This is a genomic window from Fodinibius sp. Rm-B-1B1-1, from assembly GCF_038594945.1.
Classification (GTDB): Bacteria; Bacteroidota; Rhodothermia; order Balneolales; family Balneolaceae; genus Fodinibius; species Fodinibius alkaliphilus.
The window spans coordinates 324,652-342,967 of record NZ_JBCFYD010000002.1; the positions used below are offsets into that span (position 1 = coordinate 324,652).

The following is an 18,316-nucleotide window of genomic DNA, read 5'->3' on the forward strand; positions in this document are numbered from 1 at the left end:
ATCCAACCATTTGCGGCATGAGCATTATTGAAGTTATTATCCTCAGCATTATTGAGGGCATTACTGAGTTTTTACCGATTTCATCAACGGGACACATGATTTTGGCTTCCCACATGCTGGGGATGGAGAACTCTGAGTTCCTTAAGACTTTTGAAATCTCCATCCAGCTTTCGGCGGTGCTGGCCATTGTGGTAATGTATCGCGATAAGCTGTTTGCCGGTCTGCAGCTGTACTTTAAATTATTTTGGGCGTTTATTCCCGTGTCGGTGGTAGGATTGTTGTTCTATGATGCCATCAAAGCGGTGCTTTTTAATACGGTTGTGGTAAGCGTGATGCTTATTTTAGGGGGTATTGTGCTTATCTGGCTCGACAAGTGGACCCGCAACCGCGAAACCCAATATGAGGAGCTGGAAGACATCTCCACGAAGAGTGCCCTGATGATTGGAGTTGCCCAGTGTTTTGCACTTATTCCCGGCACCTCACGAGCTGCAGCTACCATAATCGGTGGAGCAGCAATTGGCTATAATGAGCGTCAGGCTACCGAATTTTCCTTTCTGTTGGCTATTCCCACCATGGCAGCAGCTACAGGCTATGATCTGTTCAAAACAGCATCAGTAATTTCAATGGAGCAATTTATGCTATTAGGAGTGGGAAGTGTCTTTGCTTTTATTTTTGCCTGGATCGCCGTAAAAGGATTTTTAAAAATTGTGGACCATTACGGTTTCCGTCATTTCGGCTATTACCGTATTGGACTGGCTACGATATTTTTGATCCTGGCGTACGGCTTCGGCATTACATTGTATTAAAGAAATCCTATCATTAAATAAACAAACCCTGTCAGGGTGTTGAATCCTGACAGGGTTACGTAATTTAAAATGGTAACGTTAATTCTCCGGCATATCATTTCCACGGGGAACAAACGCCTGAATATCGGTAATTTCACGCCCCAATATTAATCCGTGAATATCGTAGGTGCCTTCGTAAGTGTTTACAGATTCGAGATTCATGACATGGTGAATTACGCGATATTCACCGGTAATGCCGTTAGCACCATGCATATCTCGGGCAATACGCGCAATTTCTAATGCCGTACCACAGTTATTACGTTTGGCCATTGATACCATAGAATGATGAGCACGTCCCTCGTCTTTGAGCTTACCCAACCGCCATGCGAGCAGTTGCATCTGAGTGATATCGGTTAACATATTTGCCAATTTGGTCTGCGGCAGTTGATTGGCTCCGATGGGATACCCAAACTGCTTGCGATCGAGTACATACTCCCGTGCTTTCTGATAGCAGAATTCCGCTGCACCAACCGTTCCCCAGGCAATGCCATAGCGTGCAGAGTTCAGGCAGGTAAAGGGACCTTTGAGTCCGCGGATATCCGGGAAAGCATTTTCGTCTGGGACAAAAACATCCTCAAATACCATTTCGCCCGTTTCTGATGCGCGGAGTGACATTTTATGCTTAGTAGATGGCGTGCTGTATCCATCCATGTCGCTTTCGACAATAAAACCACGAATTTCGCCTTCGTCATCTTTGCTTTCTTTGGCTTTTGCCCAGACAATTCCCACATCGGCAATGGGGGAATTTGTAATCCACATTTTAGCACCGTTTAAAATCCAGCCGCCGTCCGTTTTTACAGCGGTCGTAGCCATTGATCCGGGATCAGAACCGTGATCGGGCTCGGTCAATCCAAAGCAGCCAATGAGTTCTCCGGTTGCTAACTTTGGCAGAAATCGTTCTTTCTGTTCCTCAGTTCCGAATTTGAAAATAGGAAACATAACCAACGACGATTGTACCGACATAAAGGAGCGGTAACCTGAATCTACCCGTTCGACTTCTCGGGCAATAAGTCCATAAGCCGTCTGGCTTGCGTCTACCCCGCCATATTTAGGCGGAAGGTAGGAACCAAGTAGTCCCAAGTCGCCCATTTCTGTAGCGATATCTTTGTCAAAATACTCTTCTTGATTTCCTTTCAGTGCTCGCGGCTCTAATTTGCTCTGGGCATAATCGCGAGCTGTTTCCATGATCATGCGATCATCTTCAGAAAGCTCGGATTCAAATTGAAAGGGATCGTCAATATTAAAACTATTGCTGGACATAAATGTATTAAGTTTGTTGCCTGAGTTATTTTCCTGTGCAAGGTAAGTTATATGGTTTAAAGTTGCAGGTTGCAAGTTAAAGGTATTAAACATTCAACCTTTAACTTGCTAATTTTCAACAACATTAATTATCCCCAGAATTCTTTTTTGAGTTCCCGGGCGATAATCATGCGCTGTACTTCGGAAGTACCTTCGCCAATGGTCATAAGTTTGGCATCGCGCATAAAACGCTCCACGTGATATTCTTTGATGTAGCCGTAACCACCATGAATTTGCACAGCTTCATCTGCGGCGCGTACCGCCAGCTCAGAAGCAAACAACTTGGCCATCGAAACTTCTTTGGTAAAAGGCTTCTCCTGATCTTTGAGCCAGGCTGCGCGGTGGACCAGCATGCGAGCGGCATCCACTTCCGTAGCCATGTTTGCTATTTTCGTCTCAATAGCCTGGAAGTCGCCGATGGGAGATCCAAACTGCTTACGTTCTCCTGAATATTTCAGAGATTCCTCGAGAGCCCCGCGTGCAATGCCTACTGATAGGGCACCAATGCCAATACGTCCGCCGTCGAGCACTTTCATCGTATCAACAAAACCACGGCCCAGTTCACCCAACAAATTTTCTTTGGGCACTTCCACATCCTCAAAAATAACCTCGGTAGTATCGCTGGAATTCATGCCCAGCTTTTCCATCTTTTTGCCGGATTCAACGCCATCCCAATCTCCCTCCACAATAAAAGCACTGATGCCTTTTGTTCCTTTATCAGGATCCGTTTTTGCCAGTACTACGTATATATCTCCAACTGAGCCCTGGGTAATAAAAATCTTGGAGCCATTAAGAATATATTTCTCGCCTTTTTTTAGGGCTGTTGTTTTCATGCCCGATGCATCACTTCCCGATCCGGGTTCCGTCAGGCACCATGCCCCCAGTTTTTTACCTTTGGCAAGCGGCGTTAGGTACTTTTCCTTTTGGGATTCGTTGGCTGCCAGGGCGATGTGCCCTGAAGCCAGAGAAGTGTGTGAAGCTACAGTCAAAGCCAGTGAGGCATCCCATCGAGCAATCTCTTCAATAGCCAGACAAAAGCTGACGTGTCCCACACCACCGCCACCATATTTTTCGGGATGAACCATCCCCATAAACCCCTGTTCGGCTAACTGGTTAACGAGCTCATGCGGAAATTCTTTGCTGGCATCGCGCTCTTTTACGCCGGGTTTGACATGCCGTTCGACGAAATCCTTAATACTATCTTTGATGAGTTGTTGTTCCTCGGAAAGATTGAAGTTAAGCTCAGTTGAGCTATTCATTACGTCAGTGCTCATAAGATGAAAATAAGAAGGTTGATATTATTCTATGATTAAAATAAAAATTTTTCTACAAAACGTTTTATCAAATCCCGTAAATATGGAAGAGATACACAGTTGATCAGGGAGACGGTGTACCCATTCTCATACATGGAACAAAAGGCAGGGGCTACAGGTAAGGTTTAATAGTTGACTGAGAAAGAAGTCAACTATCTTAATTAAAAACAATAAAGCCATAGATTACTATGCATTTATTCAATAAAAAAGTTCTTATTTCAGCATTAACATTATTAATTGGAGTAACCATTATTTCAAATGAAGCACTGGCTCAAGAGACTGGTGCAAAACTATCTGGACAGGTTATTGATGCCTCAACTCAAGAAGTGTTATCGGGCGTAGAGATAACCGTACAAGGCGAAGATATGCAGAAAACGTCCGGTGATGATGGAACATTTAGTTTTAAAAACCTCAAGCCCGGAAGTTATACTGTTACTGCCAATGCAGAAGGTTACCAAGATTGGGAGCAAGAAGTTGAGGTTACCAAGAAAGGTGGTGCTTTAAAGATTGAAATGAAACCGGCAGGTAGTTAAAGTTTAATCAAATTATTAAAACGATAAAGGTCGTCCTGATGGGCGACCTTTATAATTTGGTTGCGATTATTTTTGGGGACTTAAGATTAAAATAAACAATAGGTTATGTGTATTGTTTTCGGAACAAAGAAGTAGTTGTTGCGGTAAAATCATTGAAAGTTGACGTAAAACGTCAATAAAATTTCATTGAGATATAACTCTAAAATTGAGGATGTTATGAATTGGTTCAAGAAAACAACAATCTTTTCTGCAGTAATACTTTTGATAGGAATGACAATTATGGCAGGAAATGCGGTTGCTCAAGAAAACGTTGAGGTATCACTAACTGGTGAAGTTGTTGATGCGTCAACGCAAGAGGCGTTATCTGGAGTTCAGTTAACCCTTGAAGGTGCTGATAAGGAAACAACAAGTTCTGATGATGGCTCTTTCACTTTTGAAATGGTTAGTGCCGGAACTTATACGCTTACAGCAACAGCTGATGGATATGAGGATTGGGAGCAAGAAGTAGAAGTTAAAGAAAGTGGAAATTCAATAACTGTTGAGCTGCAACCCAAAGACTACTAATAGATAATCGAAAACATAATGTAAAAAGGCCATTCAATTACGGGATGGCCTTTTTTTTATTGGGCAACTACTCGTTGCGATGGAAACAGGTTATCCAAAATTCCAAGTTACACCGCGGCCAATTTCAGGATCGGGATAATTCCAGTCTACAGCTCCCTGATCACATGCATACATGCACGTCCCACATTCAATACAGTCTTCTACCTGGAAATGCACTTTGCCGTCCTCATCCATCGTATAGCAGTTAGCGGGGCACACATAGGTGGTACATTTATGTGGACAAGTTGAGTTACAGATATCTGTATCTACCTCAATATGGGGTTTAATATCTGATTTTGCCTGGTTGCGATAGCTGACCAGTCCCAGTCGTTCAGTAAGATCCATTAATTTCATAATAAAAAATGATGACTTGCCATTAATTAGCACGTGTCATTCTGAACTCGTTTCAGAATCTATAAAATATTTAGCTTCAGATCCTGAAATAAATTCAGGATGACACATAAACCTATTTCAAATTCCTATAACGATTTTGCTCCTTTAAATCCGATTTTTATCAGATCCCAGTACGACGAGTGCTCTTTAATAGATTCACTCATCAGCTCACGCGACTTCTTTGTAGGTTCATTATCAATGGTAAAGAACTTACGTCCGAAGTCACAAATCAAGTTTGGCACATCTTGGTACATCGTCGGGTTGTGGAGCATATGTACCGCATCCTGGAAGCTGTTGATATCCTTCATTACATAGCTGTCCTCAAGCGCCTGTTTGTACTCTTTGAGCGTATTGCTTGTAAAATCATCGCGCTCTTTGGCCTTAACGATTGTTTCTGCTCCCAAGATGCCAGAGCGCATCGCATAATCCATACCTTGAATAGCCTTGCCAGCATTCATTAGCAAGTTCGCCGCTTCGCCGCATAATAAAACACCATCTTTATAGAGTTCCTTAGGCATGACGCGTTTATCACCGGAGGAAACCACATGTGCAGAATATTCAACGACTTCACCGCCTTTGATGGTATCCTGAATGACCGGATGTGCTTTGAAGGTATTCAATAAATCATGCGGACTTTTCTCCTTCTCACGCATGTCTTTGATGCCAGCCACCAATCCTAATGAAATGGTATCGCGATTGGTATAGAGAAACCCACCGCCCTCAACGCCGTCAGTCGCAAAGCCGACAAACTCATTCGACATGCCGCTGAGTCCATTTAGCTGGAATCGATCTTCCAACACTTTTTGATCGTAGCGGATGACTTCCTTGATGCCGGTTAGCATATGATCAGCGGGCACATAATCATCTTGCAAGCCCACCTGACGTGTAAGTAGATTATTGACTCCTTCCGAGATGATTACGCTGTCGGCATGAAATTTTTCATCACCGGTACGAATGCCCACCGCCTTGTTGTCTTCCATCAGGACTTCATCCACTTTAATATTGGTAGCGATGAACGATTCCATGGCATAGTCACTGTTGTCGATTTCTTCCTGGACTTTACCGGCCAGCCAGCGGTCAAACTTGGAGCGTAGCACTACAACACCGGAGTAGGGGGTGTCGTTAAAGTGAGACGATTTAAAATCGATGGAAAATGTTGACTGATCGTCCATGAAGGTGAGTCGGCGGTGGTTAATAAATCGCTCCCAGCCGCCGTCTTCTTCCTCCCAGTAATTGGGCACGAGCTTGGCCAGATCACTGCCCCAGAGCACCCCTCCCGAGACATTTTTTGATCCGGCAAATTCGCCTTTTTCAATGAGTAAAAACTTCATGTTGTTTTTTGCAAGCGTCATCGCTGCCGATAATCCCGCAATGCCGGCTCCAACAATAATGCAGTCAAATTTCTCGTCCATCATAATAAATGTTGAATTATTAATTTTGGATGTTGAATGCAGAAACTAATTCAAAACTCAACATCCAAAACTTAAAATTAACTACTCTTTAATCTTTTTTAATTCTTCAATAAAAGGAGGCAACACTTTATAAAGATCACCAACGATGCCGTAATCAGCAATATCGAAAATAGGGGCATCGGGATCCTTATTGATCGCTACAATGACTTTACTGTTGGCCATACCGGCTACGTGCTGGATAGCACCAGAAATTCCGACGGCGATATAGAGCTGTGGAGAAACTACTTTTCCGGTTTGTCCAATTTGTAGGCTGGGATCCATAACGCCCGCTTCCGTAAGTGCTCGGGAAGCCCCCAGTGCAGCATTTAGTACAGAGGCTAATTCTTCAACTAACTCTTGCCCTTCGTCATCTTTGGCACCACGTCCTGCAGCTACAATTGTTTCGGCTTCGGATAGATCAATTTTGTCGCCCGAAGCACCGATAATTTCGCGAAGAGTTGCTTTGAGATCTCCTTCATCAAAGCTAAAATCAATATCGACGACTTCAGCTTCAGTTGGAGATTCATTTAAATCATAAGAACCCGAACGTACCGAAACCAGGATATTATCGCCGTGTGCTTCATTATCTGAAAGGATTTTAGCTGCCATAACCGGACGTGTTGCTTTGATACCCCCGTCGATCAGTTCAAACTCAGAAACATCCGAGAGCACAGCAGCATCTGTATTGGCTGCGAGGGCACCTAAAATATCTTTGGTTCCCTCGGTTGAGCCGAATCCAAAGACAAAAGGATTGGCTTCGTCCATTACCTTCGAAAGTGCTTTAAGCAGTGGCGTGTTTTGATGGTTCTCGAAAATGGGATCAGAAATAGTATACACTTTGGAAGCACCATATTTTTGGACCTCATCTACATAGTTAGAGGCATTGGTATCAATAATTACGGCTTCTGAGGAATGTCCGTTGGACTCGGCAAGTTGTGTCATCCGAGATAATACTTCCAGCGAAGATCGTTTAATCTTTCCGTCACTTACTGCGATGTGGGTTAGTAGGGTACTCATGGATAGCTAATATTTTATAGTGTTAACAATTTCAAAATGTGGTATTTCTTATGAAGATAACATAAGCTTTCAGCGGTTAGCTGAGATCTGAGAGCTTTAAATTACATTTTCTTCTTCGTCTAAGAGTTTAGCCACTTTTTCAGCCAGCTCATCAGGTTCACCCTCAAACTTCTGTCCCGGTTCGCGCGCGGGTTTTTCTTTGTAACCGGTTACTTGGGTTTTCGCAGAAAGGACCGATTCATCCACATTCATATCCGAAAGAGCGATGGTTTCCATCGGCTTGCGTTTCGATTGCATAATCCCTTTAAGGCTGGGGATACGCGGCTCATTCATATCGTTGGAGCAAGTTACCAGGCAGGGAGCGGGCAGTGCAATAATTTCCTGTCCCGAATCTCCCTGACGTTTTACGACTAAATTTTCATCCTCGATTGAAAGCCCTACAGCGTTGGTGGCATAAGACAGGTTGAGGTGTTGAGCCAGCATACTACCTGCCAGGCCGGCATCGGTATCTTGCGACTGCTTTCCACAAGAAATAATATCGTATTCTTTATCCTCAAAAAAGGTAGCCAAGACGTTTGCATATACAGCTGAATCGTAGTCAACTTCGTCTTCGGTCGTGATATGTGTGGCTTTGTCGGCACCCATAGCCAGAGCTTTACGGATGGTTTCTTTGGCTTTTTCGGGACCAACAAGCACGACTTCTACTTCGCCGCCGTGTTCCTCGGTAAGCACCAGTGCCTCTTCAACAGCTGACGCATCGTAGGCATTGAGAACCATACGATCGGTGTCTTGAATTAAGTTGCCGTCTTTTATTTGGATGGGTGCATCCACGTCGGGGACTTGTTTGATACAGACGTAAAATTTCATACGATGAAAATATTTTCAGTTAGAATGGAAAAAGATTTTACTCATCAGGCCGAGAATATACAAAACCTGACATTAAATGTTCAGTGTATTGGGTTGTAGGTTACAACCGTGTTACTGCAATTTTTCGTATTCACTTAAATGGCTCTGGTCAATATTAGAAAGCAGATTATAGGCATCCAATCGAACTTGTGGTTCTGCATCCTCAAAAATAGAAGTAAGTTCACGGTATTTGGCATTAAAGAAGGTATCAAATAGCAGGCTTGATGAGGTTTGTCGTTGGGCCTGCTGAAGTTTTTCCAAAGCACTCAAAATTTGTTGACGGGCTTCAGGCGGATCTTCTAAAAAGTGATCAAGTCCTTGTCGATGATACTCATAAAGAGCCATTCTAAAGGGTTCGTGATTGGCTTGTAGTAAATTAGTAATAAGTTGTGCCCGATTTCGGCGGTTGTTTGACCGCGACCATCCGACGGCCGAAGAGCTTTGGGCCAGCGATGCAATATTTTGTGCTTGTTGATAGTAGTCTGAGCCCCCAAGCGGTTCAAACGTATCAGCGTCATATCCTATAATTAGATAGACATAAAAATCAATGAGGCTGGTCAGAGGATTGAACTGCAGCTCATCATGTAAAAATGTTTGATTGGGGCGATATTCAAATCCCCAATCCTCATCATTAAATAAAAGGGTTACCGTTTCGCGCGGGGTATTGTAAATGGGACGTTGGCTGCGGACAATAATTTGGGCTTCAAAGTTGTAATCCTGAACAGCCAGTAAATTGATCTGGAGAGAGACGTTAATACGTTCGTTTTCATTAAAATTATCATTTGTCCAATCATGGTCGTTGATATACGCCTCAAGTTGTTGGGGCAGATTATCAATATATCCCAAAGAAGTACCGGAAATTTGACTCCTGTCAATATTTACGTCGGCATTAATTTCTTGTGCTGCACCAGTAAATGGCAGGAAAAGAAGTCCCAATATTACCAAGAGGGCATTAAGATTTTTAATAATAGAAGAAATATTCATTTTGATTTTATAGATTGCTTTAAATCATCAGAGAGCAATATATGTATATATGATACGAAAGCTAATAGATATACACAGATTTAAGCTCACACTTTTGGGTAGTGTTCTTTTGGGGATAAGTGGGATTAGTTCAATAGTTCAGGCGCAAGCTGTAATTGGTGCCAGGGAGCTGGCCGTTGGTCAGGCCACTACAGCCTTATATAACACCGATTGGTCGATGTTTGGAAATCCTGCCTTGATGCCGGAAGATGAGCGTGCCGTGTCATTCTTTGGCGTACGCTATTTTAGTCTTGCTGAAATTACTGATATGGCCATGTCGGTTGCATATCCAACCACATTTGGAACGCTGGGAGCCGGAGCACATCGCTACGGAGATGACCTTTTCAATGAAAACAGGATGCGCCTTGGATACAAGCATTCGTTTTCGGGATTTCATTTTGGAGCAATACTTAACTACAGCCATGTGGCCATGGGCGGGGGATATGGTTCGGCCGGAGCATTGGGTATTAATGTGGGGTTAGCAGCATCTATTGTTTCTGATCTATGGGTTGGAGCAAAAGCTACCAATGTTAATCAGCCCGAATATGGTTCGCTAAATAACGAAAAGTTACCTCGGGAATTGAGTATAGGGTTTTCGTATCATTTATCTGATATCGCCTTATTTACGACTGATGTGGTTAAGGATGTACAGTTCCCAATATCGTATCGCGGAGGAGTAGAAGTTTTCATAATAGAGGAGCTGGTTGGTCGGGCTGGCTTTACCATCAAACCGCTGACCTTTTCAGGTGGATTTGGGTACAACTCAGAATTATGGACCGTAAATATAGCAGTTCAGCGTCACGAGAACAGAGCGCTGGGGTATAGTCCTGCCATCGATTTTAAAATTTTGTGGTAATGGTTATTCGGTTTTTACTTGTTTTGGGATGTATTTTTGCCTTCTCAGAGGTAGGGTATGCTCAGCAACAGGATACTACGCGTTCAGAGGTAGAAGACGATCTGGAAGGGGCTATCGAAAATTTTGATCCGGGCGATACTAATTTTGACAGCGAGCAGCTGACTCAATTTTTGCAAGAACTGGCCGAAAATCCCATTAATATTAATCAGGCTGGCGTAAATGATTTGTTGCAGCTGCCGGGATTAAATCTCAAGTTGGCCCGGGCCATTATTAAATACCGTTCGGATGTTAAGCCGTTTGAAACTACGGATGAACTGGATGAAGTATCTGGTATTGGCCGGGTTACGTTGGAGCAGGTCCGCCCTTATATAACGGTGGGCAGTGGACTTGAATTGAGTCGTGAGCTTTATACCAGCCCTCGTTATTGGACCTCGGGCGGCCATTTTCAGGCCTTTTCGCGTTACCAGCGGGATTTACAGAAGGCCGAAGGATATGAGCAGTCGCCGCAGGAAGGGGGATATATCGGGAGTCCGGTAAAATATTACCAGCGGATAGGCTATCAGAGTGATCATCTGTCGGTGAACCTAACGCAGGAGAAAGATCCCGGGGAAGAGTTGGTTGGACCATTCCAATTTGACCACCGAACGTGGCACGTAGCATTAGAAGATAATGGCAATGTACAGATGTTAGTAGGTGGTGATTATAGCTTGGCTTTTGGTCAGGGGTTGGTGCTTTGGAGCGGTGCGGCTTTTGGAAAGGGAAGTAATGTGGTGGGAGCGGTAAGTCGAAACGGTCGAGGCATTAAACCCTACACCTCGGCGCAGGAAACAAACTACTATCGCGGGGCTGCTGTAACCTATGGTGCCAGGCTACAGTTTACCGGTTTTTATTCGAATCGATATCGCAGTGCCAGTGATATTAATGCTGATACGACCCGTTTTCCCGGCACGGATGGATATCATCGTACCGAAACCGAGTTTCTGCAAAAGAATAATCTGCAGCAAAAGTTGTATGGAGGGCATATCCAGTGGGAGATTCCTTTTGGTATTATTGGCGCTACCGGCTATCAGACCATTTTTGATCGCTATATTACGGCCAGCGAGCAGACGTATGCACAATATGATTTTGAGGGGACATCGAATTATGCCTATGGAGTAGATTATACGTTTATAGCAGGACCGGCTATTATATTTGGGGAAGTTGGCCAGAGCGAAAATGGTGGTTATGGACTTGTTTCGGGAGTTGAAAGTAGTCTTGGTAATGATACGGATATTACGTTAGCCTATCGGAATTACCAGGCGGAGTTCCAGTCTATTTTGGGGAATGGTTTTGGAGAGGTCTCCGGTCAGCCTAAAAATGAAGAGGGGGTTTACTTGGGAATGCGCCATACGATAGGAGCGAAGGTTACTTTGAGTGCTTATATCGATCAGTTTAGATTTCCGACGGCTCGGTTTGGAACCAATCAGCCTACACAGGGGTTCGACTGGCTGGCGAAAGCCGAGTTTGATCTGACGGATAGTTTCAATTTTTACGTGCAGCTGCGGAGCGAAATAGAGGATGATGAGTATGAGATTTCGGATTCCTATGGGAGGGTACAGCGCCGATTGGGAGATGCTGAACGAAGTAGCTTTCGGGTCAATTTGGAGTACTGGGTGAATCCCAAAGTACGGTTGCGATCGCGCGGTGAAATCGTCCGCAGTCAACAGGCCGGAGAAGATCTGGAGCTTGGATATTTGTTGTATCAGGATTTGCGATTGCGGATCAATGATCGGTTGAGGTTGGATACGCGAGTATCCATGTTTGATACCGAAAGTTTTGCCACGAGAGTGTATCAGTTTGAAAGTGATTTACTGTATGTGTTTTCCAGTCAGTCACTGTTTGATGAAGGTCAGCGTATATACGTGTTATTAAATTATGAACCGTTCGACTTTCTGGAGTTGTGGGCGAAGTTTGGGCTGACAGTATATGAGGATACCCAAGTTGTTGGCAGTGGACTCAATCGGGTTGAGGGGGATCGTCGAAGTGAGGTGGGAGTTCAGGCACGGGTACGGTTTTGAGGTTTCTGGAGGTGGTTTAGTGATTAGGTTACTAAGTGATGAAGTTATTAAGTAACAAAGTGGCAAAGGACTGGTGACGGAGGACCGATCTGTCATTTCGACCGGAGGCTGTGGGTTTGAGCCGGAGCGGAGAAATCTTTGTTTTTTTGACCCACCCCAAATTCCTTCCTATAAGTATGGAGGGGTTTATGTTTATGAGATAATTAAGAACATTTTCCCCATAGAGAAGGGGATACCGAGGATTGAAAAACAGTGATTAGGTTATTAGGTGACCCATCCCTGTCCTCCCCTAACAATTAAGGAAGAAAGAAAACTTTGGAGCCGTCCCTTTTACCTTGATGCAAAAGAGACAAAAAGATTAAGACGTAAGAATTTTGTAACCAGCTACGGCCGGCAAAATGCATGTGTTTTAATAATTCTTATAGTATTGAAACAAGGTCGAAATGAGTTATCGGTATAAAATACATATGCGCATATTTGGGCTTCCGCATAAAATTCTTAGGTCCAATTAGAAAGCTGTGAAGTATTTTTCGTGTGATTTTCCTTGAACCTCTGGTGAGATTAAACATTTATCTCGTTACTACGCTCTGTGTTGTAACGAAGGGATTAGCTTGTTCCCTCGTATTTATGACGGCATAGATAAGGTTTTACGTTGATGGAGGCGTTCATTTGTTCAATGATCAAGAACTGGTAATTGGGGTATTGTTCCATTTTTGGAACGATGCAAAAACGGAACCCAAAAACATCGCTGGCTTGGAATTCTGAAACCGCTTCGGCCTTTGGATGGGATAATTCTAATGGTCTATAAAGTTTAGAGACTATTTTAGGATAAATAACCGGTATAGAATTATCCTTTTCATCCTGCGACCTCTGGCACAGAATTCACTATGCCGAGATAGGGAAAACGGTGAAGTGGCCACTGGGATGTACCTCGTAAGGTACTATCTTCTTGAAAGAGAATAAGTGAAGTGCGCTGGCTTTATGATTTTTGAAGCCGGGAATGGCACGCTCACAATATCTCGTTAATACGCTCTGCGTTGTAACGAATAGGTTTGCTTGAACTGTGCTCGTTTCGTATTTCTGGTGCGAAACGGATTTACCCGCAAAGTACCTTAAATGGGTATCTGCTCAAATATAGCAGCTCTACGCGTGCGTAGCAGGGGAAGGGTGTTTAGAAGTTTTTTATCCAGGCAAAAAGAAGTACAGCTTATCCCCACAAAAAAATCTATAGCATATAAAAAGAGTTCTGCTATCTTATATAAGATTATGTATAACGTGTTTGACGGTTAAAAAAGCTATAGTGTCTCCTGAACTTGCCGTGTCCCGACACTTCGGGGTTTCAGGATCTCGCAAATCTCGGTAACTTTGATATGAGCTGGTAACAGATCAACGATGATCACCACCGAGAGATCCCGGATCGGGGTCCGGGATGACACAGAGGGCTATGTGTCATTTATTAGCCATTTCCCCCAGTAACTAAACGGGTTATTTATATTATAAACATAGGCCCAAATGAGTATTGATGTACTGATCATATTAATTGTTTTGGTGCTAACCTTTTTAGCGTTGGCCGTCGATTTATGGAGCCCGGATGCTATTTTACTTACGGCTCTTGCAATTGTGACGGTAAGTGGGGTGATCAGTTTAGAAGATGCTTTTTTAGGATTTGGGAATACGACGTTGCTGGCTTTGGGGAGTTTGTATGTAGTTGGGGCTGCATTGCGCGAAAGTGGGGCGCTGGATCGAGCCAGTCGCTTTATTCTGGGAGAAGAAACAAGAAGTATTCAACGTATTTTATTACGATTGTGTCCCAGCGTATCTGTTTATTCCGCCTTTTTAAATAATACGCCCATCGTTGCTATGGGGATTCCTGCCATCAGAAGTTGGGCCCAGAAAAAAGGGATTCCCGTATCTAAATTATTGATGCCCCTCTCGTATGCGGCCATCTTGGGGGGACTTTGTACGCTTATTGGTACCAGTACGAATCTCATTGCTCACGGACTGCTGGAGAGTCACGGATTAGAAGGGTTTTCATTTTTTGAACTTGCCTGGGTGGGAGTTCCTTGTGCCATTGCCGGATTGTTGTACCTTGTTTTTATCTCACCAAGTGTGACCCCCGCCCGGCGCGATATTCGATACCAGGAGGAGCGGAATCGAGAGCTGTTAGTAGAACTCGAAATTGTTGAGGGAGCTCCGGTCATTGGACAAACGATAGAACAAGCAGGGATCGCAAATATTTCTGAATTTTATTTATCCCGAATTAATAGAAATGGGCAAGAGATTGCTCCCGTTACCGATGAGGAAAAACTACGAGCTGGCGATCACCTGTTTTATGCAGCCCAAGGGGGGATTGCAGCCAAAGCACCCAGATTAGATGATTATCCCAGTTTGCGATTGGCTTATCAGCCGCCGCGAAGAATTCAACGATCAGAACGAGATCGGGAGTTGCACCAAGTAGTTGTCAAAGAAGGATCTCGATTGGTGGGAGCTACAGTTGGGGAGGCGAAACTCTTAGAGCGATTTGGGGCGGCGGTTACAGGTGTACGTCGGAAGGGGAAGCGTATTGATCAGCCGCTGGGAGAGTTTGTATTGCATGCTGGAGATGTTTTGTTACTTGATACCGGCCGGGGATTTCGAGGAGCCTATGAAGATACCGAAGATTTTTTCCTGACAAGTGAAGCTGGTGGCGAAGGTCCGGCAGCCCCTGAAGATATTATAGAACATCGTCCGGGCGGGAAAGATCTCTATATATCTGTAGGAGTACTTTTGGCTATTGTAGGATCGGTAGCTGCGGGACTGTTACATATTGCCTTGGCAGGTATTTTGGGGGTGGCTGTATTGTTGGTTTTTAACATTATTGAGGCTGGTGAAGCACGAAAGTCAGTAGACTGGACGGTATTGATTGTTATTGGGGCTGCTCTTGGATTGGGTAAAGCTATGGAGGTGAGTGGGGCGGCGGCACTTTTGGGGGAAGGACTGTTGGAGCTTACAAGTGCTTATGGCCCTCGAACAGTACTTGCAGGGGCAGTCATCGTTACGGTAGTATTGACTGAGATTATCACCAATAATGGGGCCATAGCTCTCATGTTTCCCGTTGTAATATCCATTGCAGAAACGCAGGGTATTGAGGCTCGTGGGTTGGTTGTTGGGATTACATTGGCAGCTTCCATGTCACTGATAACTCCGATTGGGTATCAGACGAATCTTATGGTATATGGTCCCGGTAATTATAAGTTTACTGATTTCTTTAAGGTTGGGTTTCCTTTGCAGATTACTCTGTGGACGGTTGTTATTATACTTATCCCGATTATTTGGCCGATGTAGGGGGCAGAGGACGGGGGGACGGCCGACGGTTGGTTCAACTGATTATTTTATTTCTACGCTCCGTATTGAAACGCATTTTATGCTCTTTAGATTCTATGCACACTTGGTACTCGTTACGGCGCAGCGTAACAAGATACCCTTTATGAGTCATTTCGAACGTAACGTAGTGAAGAGAGAAATCTGTGTTTTTATCCACCCCAACCCCTCCCTATAAATATGGAGGGGCTTATTAAAGTCGTACTCCTAAGCTTTGGGATGCTATTATGCTAAGGATTTGCCGCAGATATTTAGGAAGTCCTTTTATAAGTGAGTCTAAGTTTGAGAGAGGGTTGTGTTGTACCCTTTGGAGCAACAGATCGTATTTCGGAAGTCAAATTGCCTCAAAACTTGGAGATAAAGTACTAGGTAAAAAGCAGTGTCATCCCGCCATGTCTCGAAATTCGGGGAGCGCAGCCGAGGGATCTCCTGCCATCAGGTTTGTGTAGTATCTAAGAGTCACTCGTTCGATCAATCTGATCTTGTTACGACGCAGAGCATTGTAACGGAGTTTAGCAGTTACGGTACTTTTCTTTACTTCGATTTGAAAGCACAGGAGAATTCGTTTTCTTTGTGCTTCCAATATTATCCCAAAACAAGCGTGTAGCATTTATGACCCTTGCCGGCTGGACGGTTATTGCTGTTATATTATTATGTGTTGTTCTGCTTATCGGCAGTCGCATATCCCCAGATGTAGTTTTTGTTAGCGGACTTACCGTATTGTTTGTCAGCCAGGTTGTTGATCCGGCTGAAGCCCTGGTAGGGTTTTCCAATCAGGGGATGTTAACAGTGGCTGCGCTTTATGTAGTAGCGGCAGGGATGAAAGAAACGGGTGCTATTCAATATGTAGTTGAGAAAATTATCGGCCGCTTTAAAAGTATCCGCCGGACCCAGATTCGTATTATGGCTCCGGTGATGGTAGTCAGTGCCTTTCTTAATAATACGCCCGTAGTGGCCTCTTTCATCCCTGCTCTTGAAGACTGGGCTCGTAAAAATGAAGTAAAGGTCTCCAAGTTGCTGATTCCATTGAGCTATGCCGCTATTTTAGGAGGTACCTGTACGCTCATTGGTACCAGCACTAATCTTATTGTTAACGGACTATTAATTCAGGAGGCCTCTACAAATACCATCGGTATTTTTGAGCCGGCCCTGATCGGGATACCCTGTGCTATTGTGGGCTTTTTATATTTGGTTTTCTTTGGGGATTCGCTACTGCCTGAACGTGGATCTGGATTCGATACCTTTAAAGATCCCCGTGAATATACCATTGAGATGATCGTAGAGGGTGATAGTCCACTGCCGGGAAAGACAATTGAGGAGGCCGGACTGCGTCATTTGCCTTCCCTTTATCTTGCGGAGATCTATCGCGAGGATCATGTATTAGCTGCAGTAGACCCCGAACAGAAATTGCGGGCAGGCGACCGCCTTATATTTACCGGGGTAGTCGATTCTATTGTAGATTTACAGCAGGTAAAGGGCTTATCGCCGGCCACCGAACAGATTTTTAAAATGGATTCCGAACGAGGGGAACGCGTGCTTATTGAGGCCGTTGTTTCGCCGAGTCACCCCATTAACGGGGAAACTATCAAAAGGGGGAGGTTCAGAAATAATTACGACGCAGTAGTGTTAGCGGTGTCGCGCAGCGGGGAACGAATTGAAGAAAAAGTAGGTGATATTCGCCTCAGAACCGGGGATACCCTACTTTTGGAAGCCCATCCCAACTTTTTAAAACAGTACAAGAATTCGAGTGATTATTTTCTGATTAGTGGGATTCGTGACTCCAATCCGCCGAGCTATGACAAGTCGGCTTATGCATGGTCTATTTTGGGATTCATGGTAGGGACTGTAGCCTTTGGATTTTTAACCATGTTTCAAGCCTCTTTTTTAGCGGCGGGATTGATGATCTTTAGCCGCTGTTGTCGCTCATCAACAGCTAAAGAATATATTGACTGGTCGGTGCTGTTGGTTATTGCGGCCTCGCTGGGACTCGGTAACGCCCTACAAGAGACAGGAGCAGCTTCCGTGTTGGCTGAGGAATTTTTAAGCTATACAGAAAACAACCCGTACCTGGCACTGGCAGGGGTTTATCTGTCTACATGGATATTAACCGAGATGGTCACCAATAATGCGGCGGCCGTGCTTATATTTCCCATTGCTATTTCGATGGCGGCCTCGTTTGGAGTGAGTTATATGCCCTTTGTGATGACGATTATCATGGCGGCCTCGGCCAGTTTTTCAACGCCAATAGGCTATCAAACGAATTTAATGGTGTATGGTCCCGGGGGATATAAGTTTACAGATTTTACGAAAATAGGGTTGCCTCTTAATTTGATGGTTGCGGTAATAACAATATCTTTGGTGCCTCAAATTTGGCCATTTTGAAAGGGCTAAAGTTATTAGATGATTAAGAAATTATGTGATAAATAACATTCTCACTTCTCGTGACAACGCAGAGCATTGTAACGAGATAAACCGTGGGTAGATGCTGAAATAAATTCAGCATGACACATCGGCTGGATGTTAGAAGTTAGGTGTTGGATAACAGTTTATAAATTGTGTCATCCTGAACTTGCCGTGTCCCAACATTTCGGGGGGGGCAGGATCTTTGGACACCCGGGTTATGACGATTGAGCTATTAAAAAACATATCAATAAGAAATA

The 18,316-nt window shown here is 44.1% G+C and carries 14 protein-coding genes; 7 read left to right on the forward strand and 7 right to left on the reverse strand.

Annotated elements, in window-relative coordinates; translation table 11 throughout:
- Nucleotides 1–17: 17 nt before the first annotated feature.
- A complete protein-coding gene (locus tag AAFH98_RS08720) occupies nt 18–806 on the forward strand; it encodes an undecaprenyl-diphosphate phosphatase (protein ID WP_342522319.1) in 789 nt (262 codons plus the stop codon).
- Between the two features lie 78 nt (nt 807–884).
- On the opposite strand, the gene AAFH98_RS08725 is transcribed toward AAFH98_RS08720, so the two are convergent.
- Both AAFH98_RS08725 and AAFH98_RS08730 read right to left on the reverse strand, forming a co-directional pair.
- Complete coding sequence (locus AAFH98_RS08725; RefSeq protein ID WP_342522320.1) at nt 885–2,105, reverse strand: acyl-CoA dehydrogenase; 1,221 nt, start codon at nt 2,103–2,105, stop codon at nt 885–887.
- A 128-nt stretch (nt 2,106–2,233) separates the two neighbouring features.
- Nucleotides 2,234–3,418, reverse strand: a complete 1,185-nt coding sequence (locus AAFH98_RS08730) for an acyl-CoA dehydrogenase family protein (RefSeq protein ID WP_342522321.1) — start codon at nt 3,416–3,418, stop codon at nt 2,234–2,236.
- A gap of 227 nt (nt 3,419–3,645) precedes the next feature.
- Between AAFH98_RS08730 and AAFH98_RS08735 the strand changes: the two genes are divergently transcribed.
- Nucleotides 3,646–3,990 (forward strand): carboxypeptidase-like regulatory domain-containing protein, encoded by a 345-nt coding sequence (locus tag AAFH98_RS08735; protein WP_342522322.1) that lies wholly within the window; start codon nt 3,646–3,648, stop codon nt 3,988–3,990.
- 216 nt (nt 3,991–4,206) lie between these two features.
- The gene (locus AAFH98_RS08740; protein ID WP_342522323.1) at nt 4,207–4,554 is read left to right on the forward strand and encodes a beta-sandwich domain-containing protein; all 348 of its coding nucleotides are present in this window, start codon (nt 4,207–4,209) and stop codon (nt 4,552–4,554) included.
- A 90-nt stretch (nt 4,555–4,644) separates the two neighbouring features.
- Here the strand turns inward: AAFH98_RS08740 and AAFH98_RS08745 are convergent, their stop codons facing one another.
- The 5 genes from AAFH98_RS08745 to porD form a co-directional block, all read right to left on the reverse strand.
- Nucleotides 4,645–4,947: a ferredoxin family protein gene (locus tag AAFH98_RS08745; RefSeq protein ID WP_342522324.1), complete on the reverse strand. Its 303-nt coding sequence runs from the start codon at nt 4,945–4,947 to the stop codon at nt 4,645–4,647.
- 125 nt (nt 4,948–5,072) lie between these two features.
- Complete coding sequence (locus AAFH98_RS08750; protein WP_342522325.1) at nt 5,073–6,401, reverse strand: FAD-dependent oxidoreductase; 1,329 nt, start codon at nt 6,399–6,401, stop codon at nt 5,073–5,075.
- A gap of 78 nt (nt 6,402–6,479) precedes the next feature.
- The gene (locus AAFH98_RS08755) at nt 6,480–7,454 is read right to left on the reverse strand and encodes an electron transfer flavoprotein subunit alpha/FixB family protein (RefSeq protein ID WP_342522326.1); all 975 of its coding nucleotides are present in this window, start codon (nt 7,452–7,454) and stop codon (nt 6,480–6,482) included.
- A gap of 96 nt (nt 7,455–7,550) precedes the next feature.
- Complete coding sequence (locus AAFH98_RS08760; RefSeq protein WP_342522327.1) at nt 7,551–8,321, reverse strand: electron transfer flavoprotein subunit beta/FixA family protein; 771 nt, start codon at nt 8,319–8,321, stop codon at nt 7,551–7,553.
- Nucleotides 8,322–8,432: 111 nt separating this feature from the next.
- The gene (gene porD / locus AAFH98_RS08765; RefSeq protein ID WP_342522328.1) at nt 8,433–9,344 is read right to left on the reverse strand and encodes a type IX secretion system protein PorD; all 912 of its coding nucleotides are present in this window, start codon (nt 9,342–9,344) and stop codon (nt 8,433–8,435) included.
- A 49-nt stretch (nt 9,345–9,393) separates the two neighbouring features.
- Here porD and AAFH98_RS08770 point away from each other — a divergent pair, with 49 nt between their 5' ends.
- From AAFH98_RS08770 to AAFH98_RS08785, 4 genes are all read left to right on the forward strand, one after another.
- Nucleotides 9,394–10,239, forward strand: coding sequence for a hypothetical protein (locus tag AAFH98_RS08770; RefSeq protein WP_342522329.1), 846 nt, complete (start codon nt 9,394–9,396; stop codon nt 10,237–10,239).
- Nucleotides 10,239–12,296, forward strand: coding sequence for a ComEA family DNA-binding protein (locus AAFH98_RS08775; RefSeq protein WP_342522330.1), 2,058 nt, complete (start codon nt 10,239–10,241; stop codon nt 12,294–12,296). The genes AAFH98_RS08770 and AAFH98_RS08775 overlap by 1 nt, the downstream gene beginning before the upstream one ends.
- A gap of 1,512 nt (nt 12,297–13,808) precedes the next feature.
- Nucleotides 13,809–15,620 (forward strand): SLC13 family permease, encoded by a 1,812-nt coding sequence (locus AAFH98_RS08780; RefSeq protein ID WP_342522331.1) that lies wholly within the window; start codon nt 13,809–13,811, stop codon nt 15,618–15,620.
- Nucleotides 15,621–16,229: 609 nt separating this feature from the next.
- Nucleotides 16,230–18,038 (forward strand): SLC13 family permease, encoded by a 1,809-nt coding sequence (locus tag AAFH98_RS08785; protein ID WP_342522332.1) that lies wholly within the window; start codon nt 16,230–16,232, stop codon nt 18,036–18,038.
- Nucleotides 18,039–18,316 lie beyond the last annotated feature (278 nt).